Origin of the sequence: Pedobacter foliorum, assembly GCF_013266735.1 — a bacterium.
Taxonomy (GTDB): domain Bacteria; phylum Bacteroidota; class Bacteroidia; order Sphingobacteriales; family Sphingobacteriaceae; genus Pedobacter; species Pedobacter foliorum.
On sequence record NZ_JABSNU010000003.1, the window covers coordinates 63,789 to 80,082 of the forward strand.

Genomic DNA, 16,294 nt, shown 5'->3' on the forward strand with positions numbered 1-16,294 from the left:
TATGAACCGCAGACTGTTTTGGTATACAGTATAAAAATAGAACTATTATATTAGAAATAAAAATTTTAAGCGAAATCTTCAATTAAAAATACAAATAATTCTTTTGGTCCATGAGCTCCGAGAACCAAAGTTTTTTCAATATCTGCCGTTCTGCTTGGGCCTGTAATGGTGCTGATCATTGATGGGATTTGATTGCCATATTTATCTTTTATAAGCTTAAATGCGTCTTTAAGATCCATTACAAGTTGTCCGGTTCTGGCAATAACAATGTGGTGATGAGGGAAGATACTTAACCTGCGGCCGGCTGCATTTTGGTTGGAAACCATAACTGATCCATTGCGCGCTATTAGTGCTTCGCAAAGTGTAATTCCGACCTCTGCAAGGTCAAAATCTTTGTCTGTTTTATAAAAGGGGAATTCGTATTCTGATAATAGTTCTTGCAATTCGGGCTCCCAGCAGTAAATTTTACGCCAGTTAAAACGGTCTGCAAGCTGAAGGATGTTTTCAATAAACTCTATTCCGTTTTCACAGTAAATGAAGTTTCCTGAAACGGCAGTAAGTTGTTCTGCAAATAATACCTCGGGGTACTCTGTATTTTCAGTGTATAGTGGGGTATCTTCTAGGTTTGGATAAGGGTTGTCTCTTTTTTCAAGAAGCGCCTTCCTTATCTTTTTCAGCATTAACTCTTTGGAGGAAATATTTTCTTGCATAAAAAAGGGGATTTGCAGCCATTTCGTTATTGCGAAATGGCTGCCCCATAAATATTGTAATTAAGACTCTGTATTAGTTGGCGTGATAGAAGCTGATGGATCAGTTGTTTCACCAACACCTTCATGTAAAAGGCCTTCTGCAGCAGGCTTTTGATCGCCTGTACCGTTTACAAACTCATCGTAAGTAGTGCGGTTGTCAAAAGGACGTTTTCCTAAGATTTCTTCTAAATCTGCCTGGAAAAGAATCTCTTTTTCTATTAGTTTCTGAGCAAGCTTTTCTAAGCCATCTCTTTTGTCTATAAGCAATTGTTTTGTTCTTTCGTAAACCTCTGAAATTAGTATACGAACTTCATTATCAATCATTTCAGATGTTTTCTCTGAGTATGGTTTATTGAAGTTGTACTCATTTTGAGGGTCGTGGAATGAAACGTTACCAATGGTGCTGTTCATACCGTAGATAGTTACCATTGCATAAGATAGCTTGGTAATTCTCTCAAGGTCATTTTGGGCTCCTGTAGAGATTTTACCGAATACAATGTCTTCAGCTACTCTACCACCCATTGTCATACACATACCGTCAGTTAATTGCTCAGTAGTATATAAGAACTGCTCTTTAGGTAGGTATTGTGCGTATCCTAAAGCGGCAACACCACGAGGGACAATAGATACTTTTACTAGTGGATCTGCATGTTCCAGGTACCAACCTGCAATTGCGTGACCAGCTTCGTGATAAGCAACTATTCTTTTCTCTTCTGGTGAGATGATTTTGTTTTTCTTCTCTAAACCACCAATAACCCGGTCAATTGCATCCTGGAAGTCTTGCATGTCAACGCTTTCTTTATTGCGACGGGCAGCGATAAGCGCAGCCTCATTACAAACGTTGGCAATTTCAGCTCCTGCAAAGCCCGGAGTTTGAGCAGAAAGTTTTTTTGCATCAACTTCCTGAGATGTTTTAATAGGGGTAAGGTGAACTTTGAAAATCTGCTCACGACCTACTAAATCTGGTTTATCGATTGAGATTTGTCTGTCAAACCTTCCTGGTCTTAACAATGCCGCGTCTAACACATCCGGTCTGTTGGTTGCTGCAAGGATGATGATACCTGAATCGGTACCGAATCCATCCATTTCAACCAATAGTTGGTTTAGGGTATTTTCGCGCTCATCATTACCACCCATCATACTGTTTTTACCACGGGCACGACCGATAGCATCTACCTCATCAATGAAGATGATACAAGGTGCTTTGTCTTTAGCTTGTTTAAACAAATCACGAACACGTGATGCTCCAACACCCACAAACATTTCAACGAAATCAGAACCTGAAAGTGAGAAGAATGGAACTTGTGCTTCGCCGGCAACAGCTTTCGCTAATAATGTTTTACCGGTACCTGGTGAGCCTACTAATAGGGCTCCTTTAGGTATTTTACCGCCCAGGTTGGTGTATTTTTTAGGGTTTTTAAGGAAATCTACAATTTCCATTACCTCTTGTTTTGCTTCTTCAAGGCCTGCAACATCATTAAATGTTACATTTACCTGGCTCTCTTTATCGAAAAGGGTCGCTTTAGATTTTCCGATATTGAAAATCTGACCACCACCACCGCCAGCTCCACCGCCCATACGGCGCATAATGAAGATCCAGAAGCCTATGAATAACAGTACAGGGATAATTACAGTGAAGAACCATGAGTTAAATGAACTTTGTCTGGTTTCTTTTTCTGCTAAAATCTGCTGATCTGGAGGAAGGTTTTTCTGTGAATCTTTTAATTGTGCATCAAGCGCATCCATTGATCCGGCAGTAAAATAAGCCAAAGGACCATTATTTGGGCCGAAATTGCTTTTGCTTTGGTATTCTTTGTACTTAGGCTGATCTATTTTATCCTTTTTAATGAATACCTCAACCTTTACAAGGTCTTCGTGTTTGTAGGCGACCAGTCTTTGTACATCACCAGTTAACAACATTTCTTTTTCGAACTGTGGATAGGTAATTTTCTTGCTGTTATCGGTGCTAAATAGGAACTGTAGTAATATCAGGCCTAAAATAATTGCTGCATAAACCCAAAAAATATTGAATTTGGAACCTTTTTGAGGCTTCTTCGGAATATTTGGAATTCTCTTTATTAATTTGGGTTTTGTATTCGGGTTCTCTTTCATCGTTATATCAAAAAATGTGGAAGTAAATGATTATGCGCTTTTATAGGAGGTTGCCTGGGCATCGCCCCATAGGTCTTCTATCCCATAAAAGTCTCGCTTTTCAGTTTTAAATATGTGGACTACAACATCAAAATAATCCAGGATTATCCATTCAGCGGCTTCTTGCCCCTCTTTGCGCCACGGATTAGTTTGGGTGTTTTTATAGATTTCTTCTTCTACACTGTCGGCAATAGCCTTAACCTGAGTGGCTGAGGTTGCACTGCAGATGATAAAGTAGTCAGAAACGGAACTGTTTAAATCTCTTAGGTCCAGGCGGACAATATCATTGCCTTTTTTTTCCTGTATGCCATGTACGGCTATTTCTGAGAGGTATGTAGAAAGGTTTACAATTTTCTTTTTTACCATTAAAATGTTTTAATTTTGATAAACAAATATACAATCAACACTTGCAAAATAACACTTTTTCAACATTATTTGTTGGTCAAAATCTTATCAGATTATCAGCGGTTGATTCTACTAATAACTTTTTGAAGATGATGGTGTCAAATTCCGAGCCATTACCCGAAGGAACTGTTATTATGGCAGATAACCAATTTGCGGGTAGAGGGCAGCAGGAAAACACCTGGTATAGTGAGCCGGGACTAAACCTTACTTTCAGTATATTTTTGAAGCCTTCATTCCTACCTATAAACAAGCAGTTTATGCTAAATGTTGCTGTTAGTAATGCGATTAACAAGGCATTAGGGCACTTTGTGGCGGATGGAGTGAAGGTGAAGTGGCCTAATGATGTTTACTATAAAGACCGTAAAATAGGGGGTGTTTTAATAGAAAACAGCATCTCCGGAGCGGCATTTAAATCAAGCATTGTTGGCATAGGATTGAACGTTAATCAGCAAAAATTTGATGTTGAAAAGACTAATGTAGCAACTTCGTTATATGAAATTTTACAGCACGATGTTAATTTAATTGAGCTATTAGCAGAAGTTTGTAGCCGTATTGAAAGTGAATATCTCAAATTGAAAACAGGAAATTACAATAGCCTGATGAAATATTACCTTGAAAACCTGTACAGATTTAACGAACTGGGTTTGTACCGACAGAATGGCGAGGTTTTTGAAGCTACATTAACCGGAATTACGGAGGCAGGGCAATTAATTCTTTTTACCTCCGGTAAGGAAAGAATATATAACTTTAAAGAGGTCGAATTTTTAAAGGATTAGAAAAAAATAAAAAACAATTACAGATGAAAAGAATAAGTTTGGTATTATCATTAGTCTTATTTACAGTTTTAGGAGCAGTTGCTCAAATTGAGAAACCTGTTACCTGGGCATATGCCGCTAAGAAGTTGAGCAAAACAGAAGCGGTTCTTTATATTAAAGCCAATATTGAAGATGGATGGCACATTTACTCGCAGCATGTAAAACCGGGTGGACCAAGTAAAACAGAATTTACTTTTACACCTTCAAAGGATTTTACGCTTGTTGGAAAAACTACAGAGCCAAAAGCAATAAATTATTTCGATGAGAATTTTAAAATGAACGTTAGCTATTTCGGAAATGGAGTAACTTTTCAGCAAAAAATTAAATTGAATACAGGAGCTACTACTGTAAAGGGAAAAGTGGAATTTATGGTTTGTAACGATAAGCAATGTTTACCTCCTGAAGAAGTAAGTTTCAGTATTCCGGTAAAGTAATCGGATATGGTTAAGAGAAAGGGACGCAGTTATTTAATCTTGTCGTCATCCTGAATTTATTTCAGGACCTCGCACTAGCAAGGCTTTCTTTTTCTTGAGAGATGCTGAAATAAATTCAGCATGAGGAATGATCTCTATCATTCGTAATTTATTTCAGGACGATATGCAAAAAAAGAGCCTATATCAATTAAGTTGATTAGGCTTTTTTTGTTTAAGACGTTTTAAAAGATTATTAGCTCATGGTAAAATTAATGCTTAGGGGCTACAACACAACCTTTAAATAAAAAATTATAAGTAATTTCACGCCCTCATCATGAAAACGAATGTTTTTGTGGTGTTTAAAACAGGAAATAGGAATGCGGATGAAAAAAATACTTTTAACACTGAGCTTGTTCTTTCTTTTTGTTATAACATTTGCGGGGCATGGATTTGCCGCTACTCAGAGTCAGGATTCAACCGGGACAGATGATCTGGTGTTTACTGAAGTTGGATCTGCGCAGGATAGTGCAGTAAACAACATTGTAAAGGATACTTTAAAAAAAGATACAGTAGTGCAGAGCGCTACAGTAGAAAAAGCACAGGGTAAACCTGTTGCAACAGCTTCATCTGATGCGGCTGATCATGAAAAAACACTTTGGCAAACTTTTATTGCCGGTCTTGTTGGAGGTTTTTTAGCCTTTTTAATGCCGTGTATATTCCCGATGGTACCGCTTACTATTAGTTATTTCACTAAAAGAGCTGGCAGTAAGAGTAAAGGAATTGGTCAGGCATTTATTTATGGGCTTTCAATCATTGTTATTTATGTAGCCTTTGGGTTGCTAATTACCGTAATATTTGGCTCTGCTGGTTTAAATGCGTTAAGTAGCAGCGGGTTGTTTAACTTCTTCTTCTTTATATTACTAGTGGTTTTTGCAATCTCCTTTTTTGGAGCGTTTGAGATCACATTGCCAAGTTCTTTCGTCAATAAAATTGATAATAAGGCTGACAACAGCAAGGGTTTAGGGGGCATCTTTTTTATGGCTGCTTCTCTGGCTTTAGTTTCATTCTCGTGTACCGGGCCTATTATAGGAACATTACTTGTTGATGCGAGTTCAAAAGGTGAGCTACTTGCTCCGGCAGTTGGGATGTTTGGCTTTTCGTTAGCTTTAGCACTTCCATTTACATTGTCGGCAATATTCCCTGGCTTTTTAAGCAGCATGCCTAAATCAGGTGGCTGGTTAAATAGTGTAAAGGTTTGTCTTGGTTTTCTAGAGCTTGCTTTAGCATTGAAGTTTCTTTCTGCTGCCGACTTAGTTTGGCATTGGGAATGGTTTGATCGTGAGGTGTTCCTTGTATTATGGATTGTGATCTTCTTCTTAATGGGTCTTTATTTATTAGGAAAGCTTAAGTTTTCGCATGACAGTGATTTGCCATACGTTTCGGTGCCAAGATTGTTTCTTGCTATATTTTCATTTTCATTTGCCGTTTATATGGTGCCTGGTTTATGGGGTGCGCCGGTAAGTGTTTTAAGTGGTTTGGCACCTCCAATGAATACTCAGGATTTTATTCTTAGTGGCAATGGAGCATCCCATGCAAAAGTAGATGCTGAGTTTCCTTCTAAAGTGAAATACGATGACGTATTTAAAAAGCCAATTGGTTTTAATCCATTTTTCGATCTGGAAGAAGGATTGGCTTATGCCAAAAAGGTAAATAAACCGATCATGTTGGATTTTACCGGCTGGTCGTGTGTTAACTGCCGTAAAATGGAAGACAATATCTGGATAGATGCTGAGGTTGGACGTATAATTAATGAATACGTTTTGATACAGCTTTATGTAGATGAACGCAAAATTAAAATGCCTAAGGAAAAAATTCACTATTCAGAGATTCTGAGAACAACTACAGATGATCTGGGTAAATGGAATGGTGATTTCCAGGCTACAAAATATGGATCTAACTCTCAGCCTTTCTATGTATTGGCGGGACATGATTTAAATCCCCTAGTTAAACCACAGGGAGCAATTTTTGATGCAAAAGAATATGCTGCATATTTACAAAGTGGTTTAGATAAATTCAAACAAGCTGAAAAACCAAATGAATAAGATTAAAAACATAGGTGTATTAACATCTGGAGGCGATGCTCCCGGAATGAACGCTGCAATAAGAGCAGTAGTAAGGGCAGCAGTTTACTACGATTTGCAGGTTACTGGTATTTTAAGAGGCTACGAAGGACTGGTGAATGGCGACTTTATTGAGATGGACCGTAAGTCGGTAGCAAATATCATTCAACGTGGCGGAACTATTTTAAAGACGGCAAGGAGTGATTCATTCAGAACCAAGGAAGGAAGAGAGCAGGCTTACGACCAATTAAAGAAAAATAACATTGATGCATTAATTGTTATTGGTGGTGATGGTACTTTTACAGGAGCAGATTTGTTTACTCACGAATTTGATTTCCCTGTTATTGGTTTGCCTGGAACTATAGACAATGATCTTGAAGGAACTGATTTTACAATTGGTTATGATACGGCAATTAATACAGTTATTAATGCTGTAGATAAAATTAGAGATACTGCAGAGTCACATGACCGTTTATTTATTGTTGAAGTTATGGGTCGTGATTCTGGTCTTATTGCTTTAAGAAGTGGTATCGGTGTGGGCGCTGAGGCGATCATGATTCCTGAGGCAAATATGGGTATTGATGGTTTGATTACCAGACTTGAAACCGGTCGTAAGGATAAAGCTTCGAAAATAATTATTGTTGCTGAGGGTGATGAGATTGGTGGTGGTTTTAATGTTGGTGAGGCATTGAAAAAGAAATTCCCTGCTTATGATATCAGAGTTTCTGTATTAGGCCATATTCAGCGTGGTGGTAAGCCAAGTTGCATGGATAGGGTTTTGGCTAGCCGTTTAGGTGTGGTTGCTGTAGAGGGGCTTATAGCAGGTCAGACCGGCGTAATGGTTGGGCAAAAGAATAAGGAAATTGTTTTTACGCCATTTAATCATGCTATAAAGCATATTGATGCAAAAGAGATTAGTCCTGCCTGGTTAAAATTGGTAGAGATATTATCATTATAATACAACAAAGGCCCTAAATTTTTAGGGCCTTTGTTGTATTATTCTATTATTACTGCGGTTCCTGTTGCAGCTACCATTAGCATGCTGCCCCCACTACCCACTGTTTCATAATCTAGATCTACTCCAATAATTGCATTGGCGCCCATTGCGGCTGCATATTGCTGCATCTCATTGATTGCCGTGTTTTTGCCTTCTCTTAATACTTGTTCATACGATCCTGATCTGCCTCCAACGATGTCTCGTATTCCGGCAAATAGATCTTTAAAAATATTGGCACCGATAATGGTTTCGCCACTTACAAGGCCTATGTATTTAACTACTTTTTTGCCTTCTACTGAATTGGTTGTTGTAATTAGCATCTTTTAATTGGTTTTTTAGGTTTGATGATGATTTTATTAATTTGTTACAATAATTTATCCAGCACCTGTTGCCAGGTATCTACACGCTCATAGTCTGTTAGCAATAAATTGTGTGGAGAGGAGAACAATAGTTTTCGGCCTTTAAAGCCAATAAAGTTTTTGGCTCTATCGTCAATCATTACATCTACATCAACAATTTTATCTCCGCAGAACATGATATTCCTCCAGGTAATAAAGGGAAAATGGTCTGAAAGCCAGTCAAGCTTGTCTTCAAGAGAGTTTCTAAACTCTGTTGCTGCAGAAACAATGTAAACATCATGATGCTCTTGAAGTTTCTTTACGGCTTCTACACTGCCCTCTATTAATGGGAGGTCTCTGAAAAAACCTTTTTCATTTATGTAATCGAACCATTTGTGGTTGATGTGTTCGGGCATGTGGTGGTAAATTTCATTTCCTGGTTCGATAACTAAATCAAGTGGGATTCCGTGGTCGCGGTTATAAAGGTGTATAAATTTGTGTATTGGATCGGCTAGAACCTCGTCCATGTCTATGGCTATTCTCATTGTAAGTCGTTTGTTCCAAATATCTTTAATTGGGGAGACAGTTATGTTAAATGAATTTAAAATTATTGCATCTTGTTAATCATTAGTATTTTACTTACTTTTGCAACCCCGCAAGCATGAAGCTCCGGGAACTATGTTGAATACATAAACTTAAAGAGAAATGGCAACTAAAATCAGATTGCAAAGATTCGGTAAAAAAGGTAAACCTTTTTTCCACGTTGTGGTAGCGGATTCCCGTTCACCAAGAGATGGTAAATTCATTGAGCGTTTAGGTTCATACAACCCAAACACCAATCCAGCTACTATCGAGATTAACTTTGACAAAACTTTAGACTGGGTAAACAAAGGTGCTGAGCCTACGGATACTTGTCGTGCTATCCTTTCTTACAAAGGTGTTTTATACAAAAAACACTTAGAAGGTGGTGTTAAAAAAGGTGCGTTAACAGCAGAACAAGCAGAAGTTAAATTTGCTGAGTGGTTAAGCGCTAAAGACGGTAGAATTGAAGGTAAAAAAGATGGCTTAACTAAATCGAAAGATGAAGTTAGAAAAGCGGCTTTAGCTGCTGAAGCTAAGAAAAATGCTGACCGTGCTGCTGCCCTTGCAATTAAAAATGCACCGGTAGAAGAAGTTGTAGAAGAAGAAGTTGTTGAAGAGGCTCCAGTAGCTGAAGCTGCAACTGAAGAAGCTCCTGCTGCAGAAGGTACAGAAGAAAACAAAGAAGAAGCATAGTATTTTTCTTATTCTGAATAATAGCGAAGAATCTTTTAAATGATTTCTTCGCTATTTTTTTTATTTGGACTTTTGTGAAAGTAAAAGCGAGCGTCATCCTGAATTTATTTCAGGATCTCTCTTGAGCAGTTTTTAGGCAAGTGAGAGGGCCTGAAATAAATTCAGGATGACGTTGAGCAAAATAGATTCTGGATAAAGAGGAGTATGATTAGAATACTCTCTCTTTAAAATTAATAATACCGATGAAAATAGAAGAAGCATTTTATATAGGATACATCACCAAAACAAAAGGGTTGAAGGGTGAAGTGCAGTTGTTTTTTGAGTATGATGAGCCGGACTTGCTAGATCTAGATGTAGTTTTTGCTGATATAAATGGTAAGATGGTGCCTTTCTTTGTATCTACTTATAAGCTTCAGACTAACAATACAGGTAATTTCTATTTTGACGACATCGATCATATTGATAAAGCCCAGCCTCTTTTAAGAAAGAAAATCTATCTGCCTTTAACTAAGATGCCTGATCGTTCTGATGAAGATTTTCATTATAATGATTTAAAAGGATTCGTTGTTTTTGATGAGACACATGGTGAGCTTGGTGAAATCATTGAAGTAAATGAGTACCCTCAACAATTTGTTGCTACAGTATCTTATCAGAGTAAAGAAATCCTGTTTCCTTTAAATGATGACATGATTGTTGAGATTGATGAGGATGAAGGTACTATGCTTGTTGATTTGCCTGAGGGCTTATTGGACATATATATCAATGCTTAATTTTATCTTTGCATCATGCGTTTCGACATTATAACCGTTTTACCTGGGCTTTTAGATAGTCCTTTTGCCCATTCTATTTTACAACGCGCTCAGAAGAAGGGGATTGCTGAGATTGTAGTGCATAACCTTAGGGATTATGCCACAAACAAGCAAAAAAGTGTAGATGATTATCCTTACGGTGGAGGTAGCGGAATGGTGATGTCTATTGAGCCCTTTGCCAGGTGCATTGAAGGGTTAAAAGCGGAACGTGATTACGATGAGGTAATTTTTATGAGTCCGGATGGTGTGACCTTTAACCAGACGATAGCGAATGAGTTATCCGGAATGGGCAATATAATGATTCTGTGTGGTCACTATAAAGGCATAGACCAGCGTATACGGGATTTATTTGTTACGCGCGAGATTTCTATTGGGGATTACGTTTTGTCCGGTGGAGAGCTTCCTGCGGCCGTTTTGGTTGATGCGATTGTAAGGCTTATTCCAGGGGTTCTCAATGATGAAACATCGGCATTGTCTGACAGCTTTCAGGGGGAGTTATTGGATGCTCCAGTTTATACCCGCCCGGCTGATTGGAATGGTCACAAGGTTCCGGATGTTCTGCTAAGCGGACATGAGGCCAAAATCAATGAATGGCGTCACGACCAGGCACTTGCCAGAACACAACAACGTCGACCTGATTTGCTTGAAGATTAGTCTTCTTTGCTTAGAAGCGAAATAATCTTATCCTTATCTTTTATCTGATCTTTTAGTGTTGTAAGCATCTCTTTACAATTTTTTAAATTGTTCTTTAGATCAGCGTATTCTCCTTTTTGGTCGCCCACAAGGCTTTGTGCTGTCTTATTGTTGTATGGGGTTACTTCCGTTTGAAAGAAGGTAGCGGGAGGTACTTCAAGCACTTTTGCCATCGCTATAATATCATTATATTTTATTGATCCTCTTGTTAAACTTAGTTTCAGGCCATCAAAGGTTTTCCCCATTTCTACAGAAAGCCAAGTCATTGATCTGCCTTCTTCTTTGAGTAGTTCGTCGACTATACTCTTTAGTGCCATAAAAAATTACGTATAAATTTGGCTATCACTTAAAATATTTAGTGTATTTATGCTATAAAATTATGAATAGCGACACATTATTTTGATAAAAATACAAAAAATAAGTGTAACCAAATTAAACTAACTATGTATGAAAAAACTGAAGGTCAGTGATAGTGCTCCCAGGAAGTACAAGATCAATGAGTGCCTGCTAAAGCGTTCGATTGATCACCATCGCGAAGCAATAAGGAAGATTCCAAGGTATATAGGGATTTCTCTTAATACGCTGCATAATTATCGAAATATTCTTTACAATGATTCTCAGGATATTCCTCATGAAATTGTGGTTCTGTTTGAGCAGTTGTTTAAGCTTGAGCCGGGAGGTTTGTTGAATAAGACTATAAAAGGGAAAACGCTTGATGAGCTTATAAATTCGGAAATCATTTAATGAAAGATCAAAGGAAATATAAAATCGACGCAGCTATAAGGGCTTTAAACTTGTCTGATTATAAGGCTGCATTAAGAATTATTCCGCGGGAGCTTGGAATTGCATCGAATACTTTTCATAATTACAGGAAGCTAAAAGTGACGGATAAGGCAGATATTCCTTACGAAATGGTGAGAAAACTTGAGGTTATGTTTAAGATGGAGATGGGCGCATTGACAAATCAGGAAACTCATTGTGAAGATTTAAGGAATTTGATAATTGAATATCATAACGCTGAGTCTGTTAGCATTTAGTTATATAGGGCGCTTTAAGGCCCAATCTAGGGGCTTTGTTGGCTTAATAATTGATTGTTAGAATGAGCAGACTGGCTTTTGATAATGTGGAAATTATAAAGAATGTGGAAAAAAATAAAAATCGCTTTTATTTTTAAAATAAAATTCCTAATATTGCAGTCCGATTTTAAACAACAAAAAATCGGCTTAATAGCTTAAAATCATGGATTTAGTAAAATTTGTTGAAGAGCAGGTAATCGCAAAAAATGAGTTTCCTGCATTCAAATCAGGAGATACAGTGAGTGTTCACTATAAAATTCGCGAAGGTAATAAAGAACGTATTCAAATTTACCAAGGCGTAGTGTTACAACGTAATAGCGTTGGTGCTAACGAAACGTTTACCGTTCGTAAAATGTCTAATGGTGTTGGTGTTGAACGTATCTTCCCGATAAATTCTCCAAACATCGCTAAAGTTGAGGTTAACAGTCACGGTAAAGTTCGCAGATCGAAATTATTCTATCTACGTGAATTAACCGGTAAAGCAGCTCGTATCAAATCTAAAAGAGTTTAATTCTTTTAGGAAAAGCATAATGACCTTCCCGATTATATCGGGGAGGTTTTTTTGTTTGCACCGGCACCACGCTTGTTGGCTTTAATTAGTTCTAGTTTGTCATTATTTTAATGATGTATTGTAAATGCTTAGTTGCTTTTATATAAGTTTGTGTAACTAACTTATTTAGATTTAACTAGGTGGGTCATTGTGCTATCTGAAAGTGTAATGATCTGCTCAGTTTCATCTTGAAAATAAACTAAACATTGATGAAAGAACTATTAAAAAAATTTGAGGACAAACGGCCTGAGATTGTTTTTGAGTGGAAGGATAAGGAGTCTGAAGCTGAAGGTTGGGTAGTCATTAATTCATTACGTGGCGGTGCCGCGGGTGGAGGAACCCGAATGCGCAAAGGTCTCGATAAAAGAGAAGTTGAGTCCTTGGCTAAGACAATGGAGGTGAAGTTTACTGTTTCTGGTCCCCCAATCGGCGGAGCCAAATCAGGAATTAATTTTGATCCTTCTGATCCCAGAAAAGTACAGGTTTTGGAACGATGGTATAAGGCTGTAATGCCTTTGCTAAAGAGTTATTACGGTACCGGAGGCGACTTAAATATCGATGAAATTCATGAGGTTATTCCTATAACTGAAAATTATGGCCTATGGCATCCACAAGAAGGGGTGATTAATGGACATTATCAGGCAAGGGAGAATGAGCGCATTCACCAAATTGGTCAACTGCGCTATGGCGTTTCAAAGGTTCTTGAAGATTTGAACTATACTCCGGATATTAAAAGAAAGTATAAGGTGGCCGATATGATTACTGGCTATGGGGTAGCGGAATCAATTAAGCATTTTTACAAGATATGGGGAGGTGATTTAACCGATAAAAAGGCAATTATCCAAGGCTGGGGGAATGTTGCGGCAGCAGCAGGATATTATCTTGCCCAAAACGGAGTAAAAATTGTCGGCATAATTGATCGTGTTGGTGGATTGATAAACACGAATGGCTTTTCTAAACAAGAAATTGTAGACTTGTTTAACAACAGGGTTGGAAATACATTGGTATCACCTTCAATGATGTCTTTTGAAGAGGCAAGTAAGGAGATTTGGAGTATCGGAGCTCAAATATTTGTCCCTGCCGCTGCTTCTCGTTTAGTGCAGCAGGAGGAGGTAGATCAGCTGATAATTGGTGGACTTGAGGTTATTGCATGTGGCGCGAATGTTCCTTTTGCTGACAAAGAGATTTTCTTTGGTAGCATTATGGAGCATGCAGATAATCACGTTGCTGTAATTCCTGACTTTATTTCTAATTGCGGTATGGCAAGGGTATTTGCATATTTAATGCAAAGAAATGTTGAGATGAGTGATGATGCTATTTTTTCGGATGCATCTGATGTAATATATAAAGCAATGAATGATATTTACAGACAATCTACGGCTAGTACAGGTTTGTCTGAAACAGCGTTTGAGATTGCATTAAAACAATTGGTATAATCTATGGATATTAATTTTTTCGATCAGGTATTTTGGGGTAATACAATAAAGCAATATTGCCTTTTTGTAGGGTTCATATTGCTGGGCCTCATTTTTAAAAGACTCGTGTCTCGTTTGTTTAGTCTTTTAATTTTTACTGCATTTAAAAAGTTTGCGGAAGATATTAAAGACAACACTTTTGTGGCTTTACTTTTAAAACCGATCGAATCTTTTATTACCTTTTGCACGCTTTATCTTGCCGTAAATCAATTAAAATATCCTCTTGATGTTGTTATGTGGCATAGGTCGAAATCTAAGCTTGAGGTAAGTATAGGCGATTGCATAGACAAGGTTTTTTTATTCCTGATCATCCTTTCAATATTCTGGATCATTTTAAGAATTATTGACTTTATAGCTCACGTTTTAAAGTATAAGGCATCATTAACCAATAACAAGGCCGATGATCAGTTAATCCCATTTTTAAAAGAGCTAACGAAGACTCTAATTTGCTTTTTAGGGTTCTTTGTGCTGCTTGGTTTTGTTTTCGAGGTTAATGTGTTGACGCTAATTACCGGTTTAGGCATTGGAGGTATAGCTATTGCACTGGCTGCTAAAGAGAGTTTAGAGAACTTAATTGGGTCTTTCACCATATTTTTAGATAAGCCTTTTACTGTTGGCGATGTGGTTAAGGTTGATGGAATTGAAGGAACCATTCAGAAGGTTGGTTTTAGGAGCACCTGGCTAATAAGTCCAGACAAGACGACTATTGTTATCCCGAACAGGGCAATGATTGATGGTGTGCTGGAAAATGTTACTTTGAGGGATTATAGAAGAGTAAACTTTCAGATAGGGTTAACCTATGAAACAAAAAGCGAGGATGTAAGGAAGATAGTAGAGGCTATTAATGAATATCTAAAGAATAATAAAAACACCAGAGATGGTTATGCCACTTTTGATAATTTTGGTGATTTTGCATTGCATGTACAGGTTGTGTATTTGGTAATAAGTATGGAGCACAGCAAGTATGTTAAAGTAAAGGAAGATATTAATTTTAAGCTTATTGAGATAGTGGAAACCTATAGATCTGAGTTTGCTTATCCAACGCAAAGGTCGGTAAGTGATGCGCCTTCCGGAGAAAAACCGGCATAAAAAGAGAGGCCTGATCATCATGATGATCAGGCCTCTCTTTTTATTGAGAAAGTCTTCTAAGAAAGTTCAGCTAAAACAGTAATCCCTCCTTTTACAACCTGATCAAGTTCAAGGTTAACCTTGGTGCCGATTGGTAAAAAGATATCTACTCTTGATCCAAATTTAATAAAGCCAAATTGCTCAGTTTGCGCAACATTATCACCTTCTTTAACATACCAAACAATACGTCTAGCAAGAGCTCCTGCAATTTGTCTGAATAATACCGAGGTACCATTTTTATGTTCAACCACAACAGTTGTACGTTCGTTTTCTGTTGATGATTTTGGATTCCATGCAGCCAGATATTTACCTGGATGATATTTAAAGAACTTAACCACTCCAGAGATTGGGTTTCTATTGATGTGTACGTTTACAGGTGACATAAATATAGACACCTGTAATCTTTTATCTTTAAAGTACTCGCCTTCCTCAGTTTCTTCTATAACAACAACTTTTCCATCGGCAGGGCAAATTACCAAGTTATCACCGGTGGTAAACGTGCGACTTGGGTTTCTGAAGAACTGTAGTACGATAACAAATAGTGCAAAAGAGAAAATATATATTAACCACCTTAACCAGGTAATGTCTGCAAATTTATAGTCAACAACGGCATTAATAATAAAAATGAAGAGCAATGATACTGCTATGGTGGTGTATCCTTCTTTGTGTATGGTCATTCTGTTTAGTAATATGTGTAGTGCAAAATTGGGAAAAAAATATCGGATTACGGTAAAAGAGGGGCAACAGATTTGGCTCTGTAGATATCATTTAGATTTCTTCCTAAGCCATTATAGTCTAATCCGTAGCCAACCACAAATTCATTAGCGATTTCAAAACCGACATATTCTAACTCGTCTATTGGGCTTTTTAGGGCTGTAGGTTTTAACAATAGAGAGCAAACCTTAACGGATGCAGGGTTTTGTTTGTATACTTCTGAAAGGATATAGCTTAAGGTAAATCCGGTGTCGACGATATCTTCTACAAGAATAACATCTCTATCCTTTAGATCATTAGGCAAGCCAAGGGTTTCTCTAATGTTACCGCTGCTTTCGGTTCCTTGATAAGAAGATACTTTGATGAACCCGATTTCGCAGGATATGTTGATCTCCTTTAATAGGTCGGCCATAAATAAAAAGCTGCCATTTAGTACCCCTATGAATATTGGGCAACGATCTTCGTAATCAACATTTATTTGGATGCCGATTAAACGGGTGCGTTTTGCAATGTTGTCATTTTGAATTAGGATTTCAAACTCTTTATCTTCTATCTGAATTTTATTCATATTTATGAGATTAACCAA

General features: G+C 37.6%; 20 protein-coding genes. 12 read left to right on the top strand and 8 right to left on the bottom strand.

Annotated elements, in window-relative coordinates; translation table 11 throughout:
* Window positions 1-65 precede the first annotated feature (65 nt).
* Genes HQN83_RS07040 through rsfS form a run of 3 tightly spaced genes read right to left on the bottom strand, consistent with a single transcriptional unit; the run spans window position 66 to window position 3,266 of the window.
* Window positions 66-710: a LutC/YkgG family protein gene (locus tag HQN83_RS07040; protein WP_173089644.1), complete on the bottom strand. Its 645-nt coding sequence runs from the start codon at window positions 708-710 to the stop codon at window positions 66-68.
* Between the two features lie 60 nt (window positions 711-770).
* Window positions 771-2,861, bottom strand: coding sequence for an ATP-dependent zinc metalloprotease FtsH (gene ftsH, locus HQN83_RS07045; protein WP_173089645.1), 2,091 nt, complete (start codon window positions 2,859-2,861; stop codon window positions 771-773).
* Window positions 2,862-2,891: 30 nt separating this feature from the next.
* Window positions 2,892-3,266 (bottom strand): ribosome silencing factor, encoded by a 375-nt coding sequence (gene rsfS, locus HQN83_RS07050; protein WP_173089646.1) that lies wholly within the window; start codon window positions 3,264-3,266, stop codon window positions 2,892-2,894.
* A 41-nt stretch (window positions 3,267-3,307) separates the two neighbouring features.
* Here rsfS and HQN83_RS07055 point away from each other — a divergent pair, with 41 nt between their 5' ends.
* The 4 genes from HQN83_RS07055 (at window position 3,308) to pfkA (ending at window position 7,611) form a co-directional block, all read left to right on the top strand.
* Entirely contained in the window at window positions 3,308-4,081 is a 774-nt protein-coding gene (locus HQN83_RS07055; protein ID WP_173089647.1) for a biotin--[acetyl-CoA-carboxylase] ligase, read from the top strand.
* A 23-nt stretch (window positions 4,082-4,104) separates the two neighbouring features.
* Window positions 4,105-4,554, top strand: a complete 450-nt coding sequence (locus HQN83_RS07060; protein ID WP_173089648.1) for a protein-disulfide reductase DsbD N-terminal domain-containing protein — start codon at window positions 4,105-4,107, stop codon at window positions 4,552-4,554.
* A 362-nt stretch (window positions 4,555-4,916) separates the two neighbouring features.
* Entirely contained in the window at window positions 4,917-6,635 is a 1,719-nt protein-coding gene (locus HQN83_RS07065) for a protein-disulfide reductase DsbD family protein (RefSeq protein ID WP_173089649.1), read from the top strand.
* Entirely contained in the window at window positions 6,628-7,611 is a 984-nt protein-coding gene (gene pfkA / locus HQN83_RS07070; RefSeq protein ID WP_173089650.1) for a 6-phosphofructokinase, read from the top strand. Before HQN83_RS07065 ends, pfkA begins: the two co-directional genes overlap by 8 nt.
* 38 nt (window positions 7,612-7,649) lie before the next feature.
* Here pfkA and HQN83_RS07075 read toward each other — a convergent pair whose 3' ends face one another.
* Window positions 7,650-7,970 (bottom strand): YbjQ family protein, encoded by a 321-nt coding sequence (locus HQN83_RS07075; protein ID WP_173089651.1) that lies wholly within the window; start codon window positions 7,968-7,970, stop codon window positions 7,650-7,652.
* 44 nt (window positions 7,971-8,014) lie between these two features.
* Window positions 8,015-8,533 carry a 5' nucleotidase, NT5C type gene (locus HQN83_RS07080; protein WP_246254357.1) on the bottom strand — a complete coding sequence of 173 codons (519 nt, stop codon included), beginning with the start codon at window positions 8,531-8,533 and terminating at the stop codon, window positions 8,015-8,017.
* 160 nt (window positions 8,534-8,693) lie between these two features.
* Here HQN83_RS07080 and HQN83_RS07085 point away from each other — a divergent pair, with 160 nt between their 5' ends.
* From HQN83_RS07085 to trmD, 3 genes are all read left to right on the top strand, one after another.
* Window positions 8,694-9,263 carry a 30S ribosomal protein S16 gene (locus HQN83_RS07085; protein WP_173089652.1) on the top strand — a complete coding sequence of 190 codons (570 nt, stop codon included), beginning with the start codon at window positions 8,694-8,696 and terminating at the stop codon, window positions 9,261-9,263.
* 242 nt (window positions 9,264-9,505) lie between these two features.
* A complete protein-coding gene (gene rimM, locus HQN83_RS07090; RefSeq protein ID WP_173089653.1) occupies window positions 9,506-10,033 on the top strand; it encodes a ribosome maturation factor RimM in 528 nt (175 codons plus the stop codon).
* A 15-nt stretch (window positions 10,034-10,048) separates the two neighbouring features.
* Window positions 10,049-10,726 carry a tRNA (guanosine(37)-N1)-methyltransferase TrmD gene (gene trmD, locus HQN83_RS07095; protein WP_173089654.1) on the top strand — a complete coding sequence of 226 codons (678 nt, stop codon included), beginning with the start codon at window positions 10,049-10,051 and terminating at the stop codon, window positions 10,724-10,726.
* Here the strand turns inward: trmD and HQN83_RS07100 are convergent.
* The gene (locus HQN83_RS07100) at window positions 10,723-11,082 is read right to left on the bottom strand and encodes a hypothetical protein (RefSeq protein ID WP_173089655.1); all 360 of its coding nucleotides are present in this window, start codon (window positions 11,080-11,082) and stop codon (window positions 10,723-10,725) included. The two genes, trmD and HQN83_RS07100, sit on opposite strands and share 4 nt — an antisense overlap.
* A gap of 130 nt (window positions 11,083-11,212) precedes the next feature.
* Here HQN83_RS07100 and HQN83_RS07105 point away from each other — a divergent pair, with 130 nt between their 5' ends.
* The 5 genes from HQN83_RS07105 to HQN83_RS07125 all read left to right on the top strand — a co-directional run bounded on the left by HQN83_RS07105 (window position 11,213) and on the right by HQN83_RS07125 (window position 14,955).
* Complete coding sequence (locus tag HQN83_RS07105) at window positions 11,213-11,509, top strand: hypothetical protein (protein ID WP_173089656.1); 297 nt, start codon at window positions 11,213-11,215, stop codon at window positions 11,507-11,509.
* A complete protein-coding gene (locus tag HQN83_RS07110) occupies window positions 11,509-11,802 on the top strand; it encodes a hypothetical protein (RefSeq protein WP_173089657.1) in 294 nt (97 codons plus the stop codon). Before HQN83_RS07105 ends, HQN83_RS07110 begins: the two co-directional genes overlap by 1 nt.
* A gap of 202 nt (window positions 11,803-12,004) precedes the next feature.
* Window positions 12,005-12,352 carry a 50S ribosomal protein L19 gene (gene rplS / locus HQN83_RS07115; RefSeq protein ID WP_048908108.1) on the top strand — a complete coding sequence of 116 codons (348 nt, stop codon included), beginning with the start codon at window positions 12,005-12,007 and terminating at the stop codon, window positions 12,350-12,352.
* Between the two features lie 248 nt (window positions 12,353-12,600).
* On the top strand, window positions 12,601-13,827 hold the full coding sequence (locus HQN83_RS07120; protein WP_173089658.1) for a Glu/Leu/Phe/Val dehydrogenase dimerization domain-containing protein: 1,227 nt from the start codon (window positions 12,601-12,603) through the stop codon (window positions 13,825-13,827).
* A gap of 3 nt (window positions 13,828-13,830) precedes the next feature.
* The gene (locus tag HQN83_RS07125) at window positions 13,831-14,955 is read left to right on the top strand and encodes a mechanosensitive ion channel family protein (protein WP_173089659.1); all 1,125 of its coding nucleotides are present in this window, start codon (window positions 13,831-13,833) and stop codon (window positions 14,953-14,955) included.
* A gap of 56 nt (window positions 14,956-15,011) precedes the next feature.
* On the opposite strand, the gene HQN83_RS07130 is transcribed toward HQN83_RS07125, so the two are convergent.
* Window positions 15,012-15,671: a phosphatidylserine decarboxylase family protein gene (locus HQN83_RS07130; RefSeq protein WP_173089660.1), complete on the bottom strand. Its 660-nt coding sequence runs from the start codon at window positions 15,669-15,671 to the stop codon at window positions 15,012-15,014.
* A gap of 47 nt (window positions 15,672-15,718) precedes the next feature.
* Entirely contained in the window at window positions 15,719-16,276 is a 558-nt protein-coding gene (gene hpt / locus HQN83_RS07135) for a hypoxanthine phosphoribosyltransferase (protein ID WP_173089661.1), read from the bottom strand.
* Window positions 16,277-16,294 lie beyond the last annotated feature (18 nt).

Coding starts and splice junctions, on each gene's coding strand:
- HQN83_RS07130 (WP_173089660.1), bottom strand. CDS start 15,671: ATGACCATACACAAAGAAGGATACACCACCATAGCAGTATCATTGCTC.
- HQN83_RS07060 (WP_173089648.1), top strand. CDS start 4,105: ATGAAAAGAATAAGTTTGGTATTATCATTAGTCTTATTTACAGTTTTA.
- HQN83_RS07100 (WP_173089655.1), bottom strand. CDS start 11,082: ATGGCACTAAAGAGTATAGTCGACGAACTACTCAAAGAAGAAGGCAGA.
- pfkA (WP_173089650.1), top strand. CDS start 6,628: ATGAATAAGATTAAAAACATAGGTGTATTAACATCTGGAGGCGATGCT.
- HQN83_RS07065 (WP_173089649.1), top strand. CDS start 4,917: ATGAAAAAAATACTTTTAACACTGAGCTTGTTCTTTCTTTTTGTTATA.
- rsfS (WP_173089646.1), bottom strand. CDS start 3,266: ATGGTAAAAAAGAAAATTGTAAACCTTTCTACATACCTCTCAGAAATA.
- HQN83_RS07120 (WP_173089658.1), top strand. CDS start 12,601: ATGAAAGAACTATTAAAAAAATTTGAGGACAAACGGCCTGAGATTGTT.
- HQN83_RS07125 (WP_173089659.1), top strand. CDS start 13,831: ATGGATATTAATTTTTTCGATCAGGTATTTTGGGGTAATACAATAAAG.
- trmD (WP_173089654.1), top strand. CDS start 10,049: ATGCGTTTCGACATTATAACCGTTTTACCTGGGCTTTTAGATAGTCCT.
- HQN83_RS07040 (WP_173089644.1), bottom strand. CDS start 710: ATGCAAGAAAATATTTCCTCCAAAGAGTTAATGCTGAAAAAGATAAGG.
- HQN83_RS07110 (WP_173089657.1), top strand. CDS start 11,509: ATGAAAGATCAAAGGAAATATAAAATCGACGCAGCTATAAGGGCTTTA.
- ftsH (WP_173089645.1), bottom strand. CDS start 2,861: ATGAAAGAGAACCCGAATACAAAACCCAAATTAATAAAGAGAATTCCA.
- HQN83_RS07105 (WP_173089656.1), top strand. CDS start 11,213: ATGAAAAAACTGAAGGTCAGTGATAGTGCTCCCAGGAAGTACAAGATC.
- HQN83_RS07085 (WP_173089652.1), top strand. CDS start 8,694: ATGGCAACTAAAATCAGATTGCAAAGATTCGGTAAAAAAGGTAAACCT.
- rplS (WP_048908108.1), top strand. CDS start 12,005: ATGGATTTAGTAAAATTTGTTGAAGAGCAGGTAATCGCAAAAAATGAG.
- HQN83_RS07075 (WP_173089651.1), bottom strand. CDS start 7,970: ATGCTAATTACAACAACCAATTCAGTAGAAGGCAAAAAAGTAGTTAAA.
- rimM (WP_173089653.1), top strand. CDS start 9,506: ATGAAAATAGAAGAAGCATTTTATATAGGATACATCACCAAAACAAAA.
- HQN83_RS07080 (WP_246254357.1), bottom strand. CDS start 8,533: ATGAGAATAGCCATAGACATGGACGAGGTTCTAGCCGATCCAATACAC.
- hpt (WP_173089661.1), bottom strand. CDS start 16,276: ATGAATAAAATTCAGATAGAAGATAAAGAGTTTGAAATCCTAATTCAA.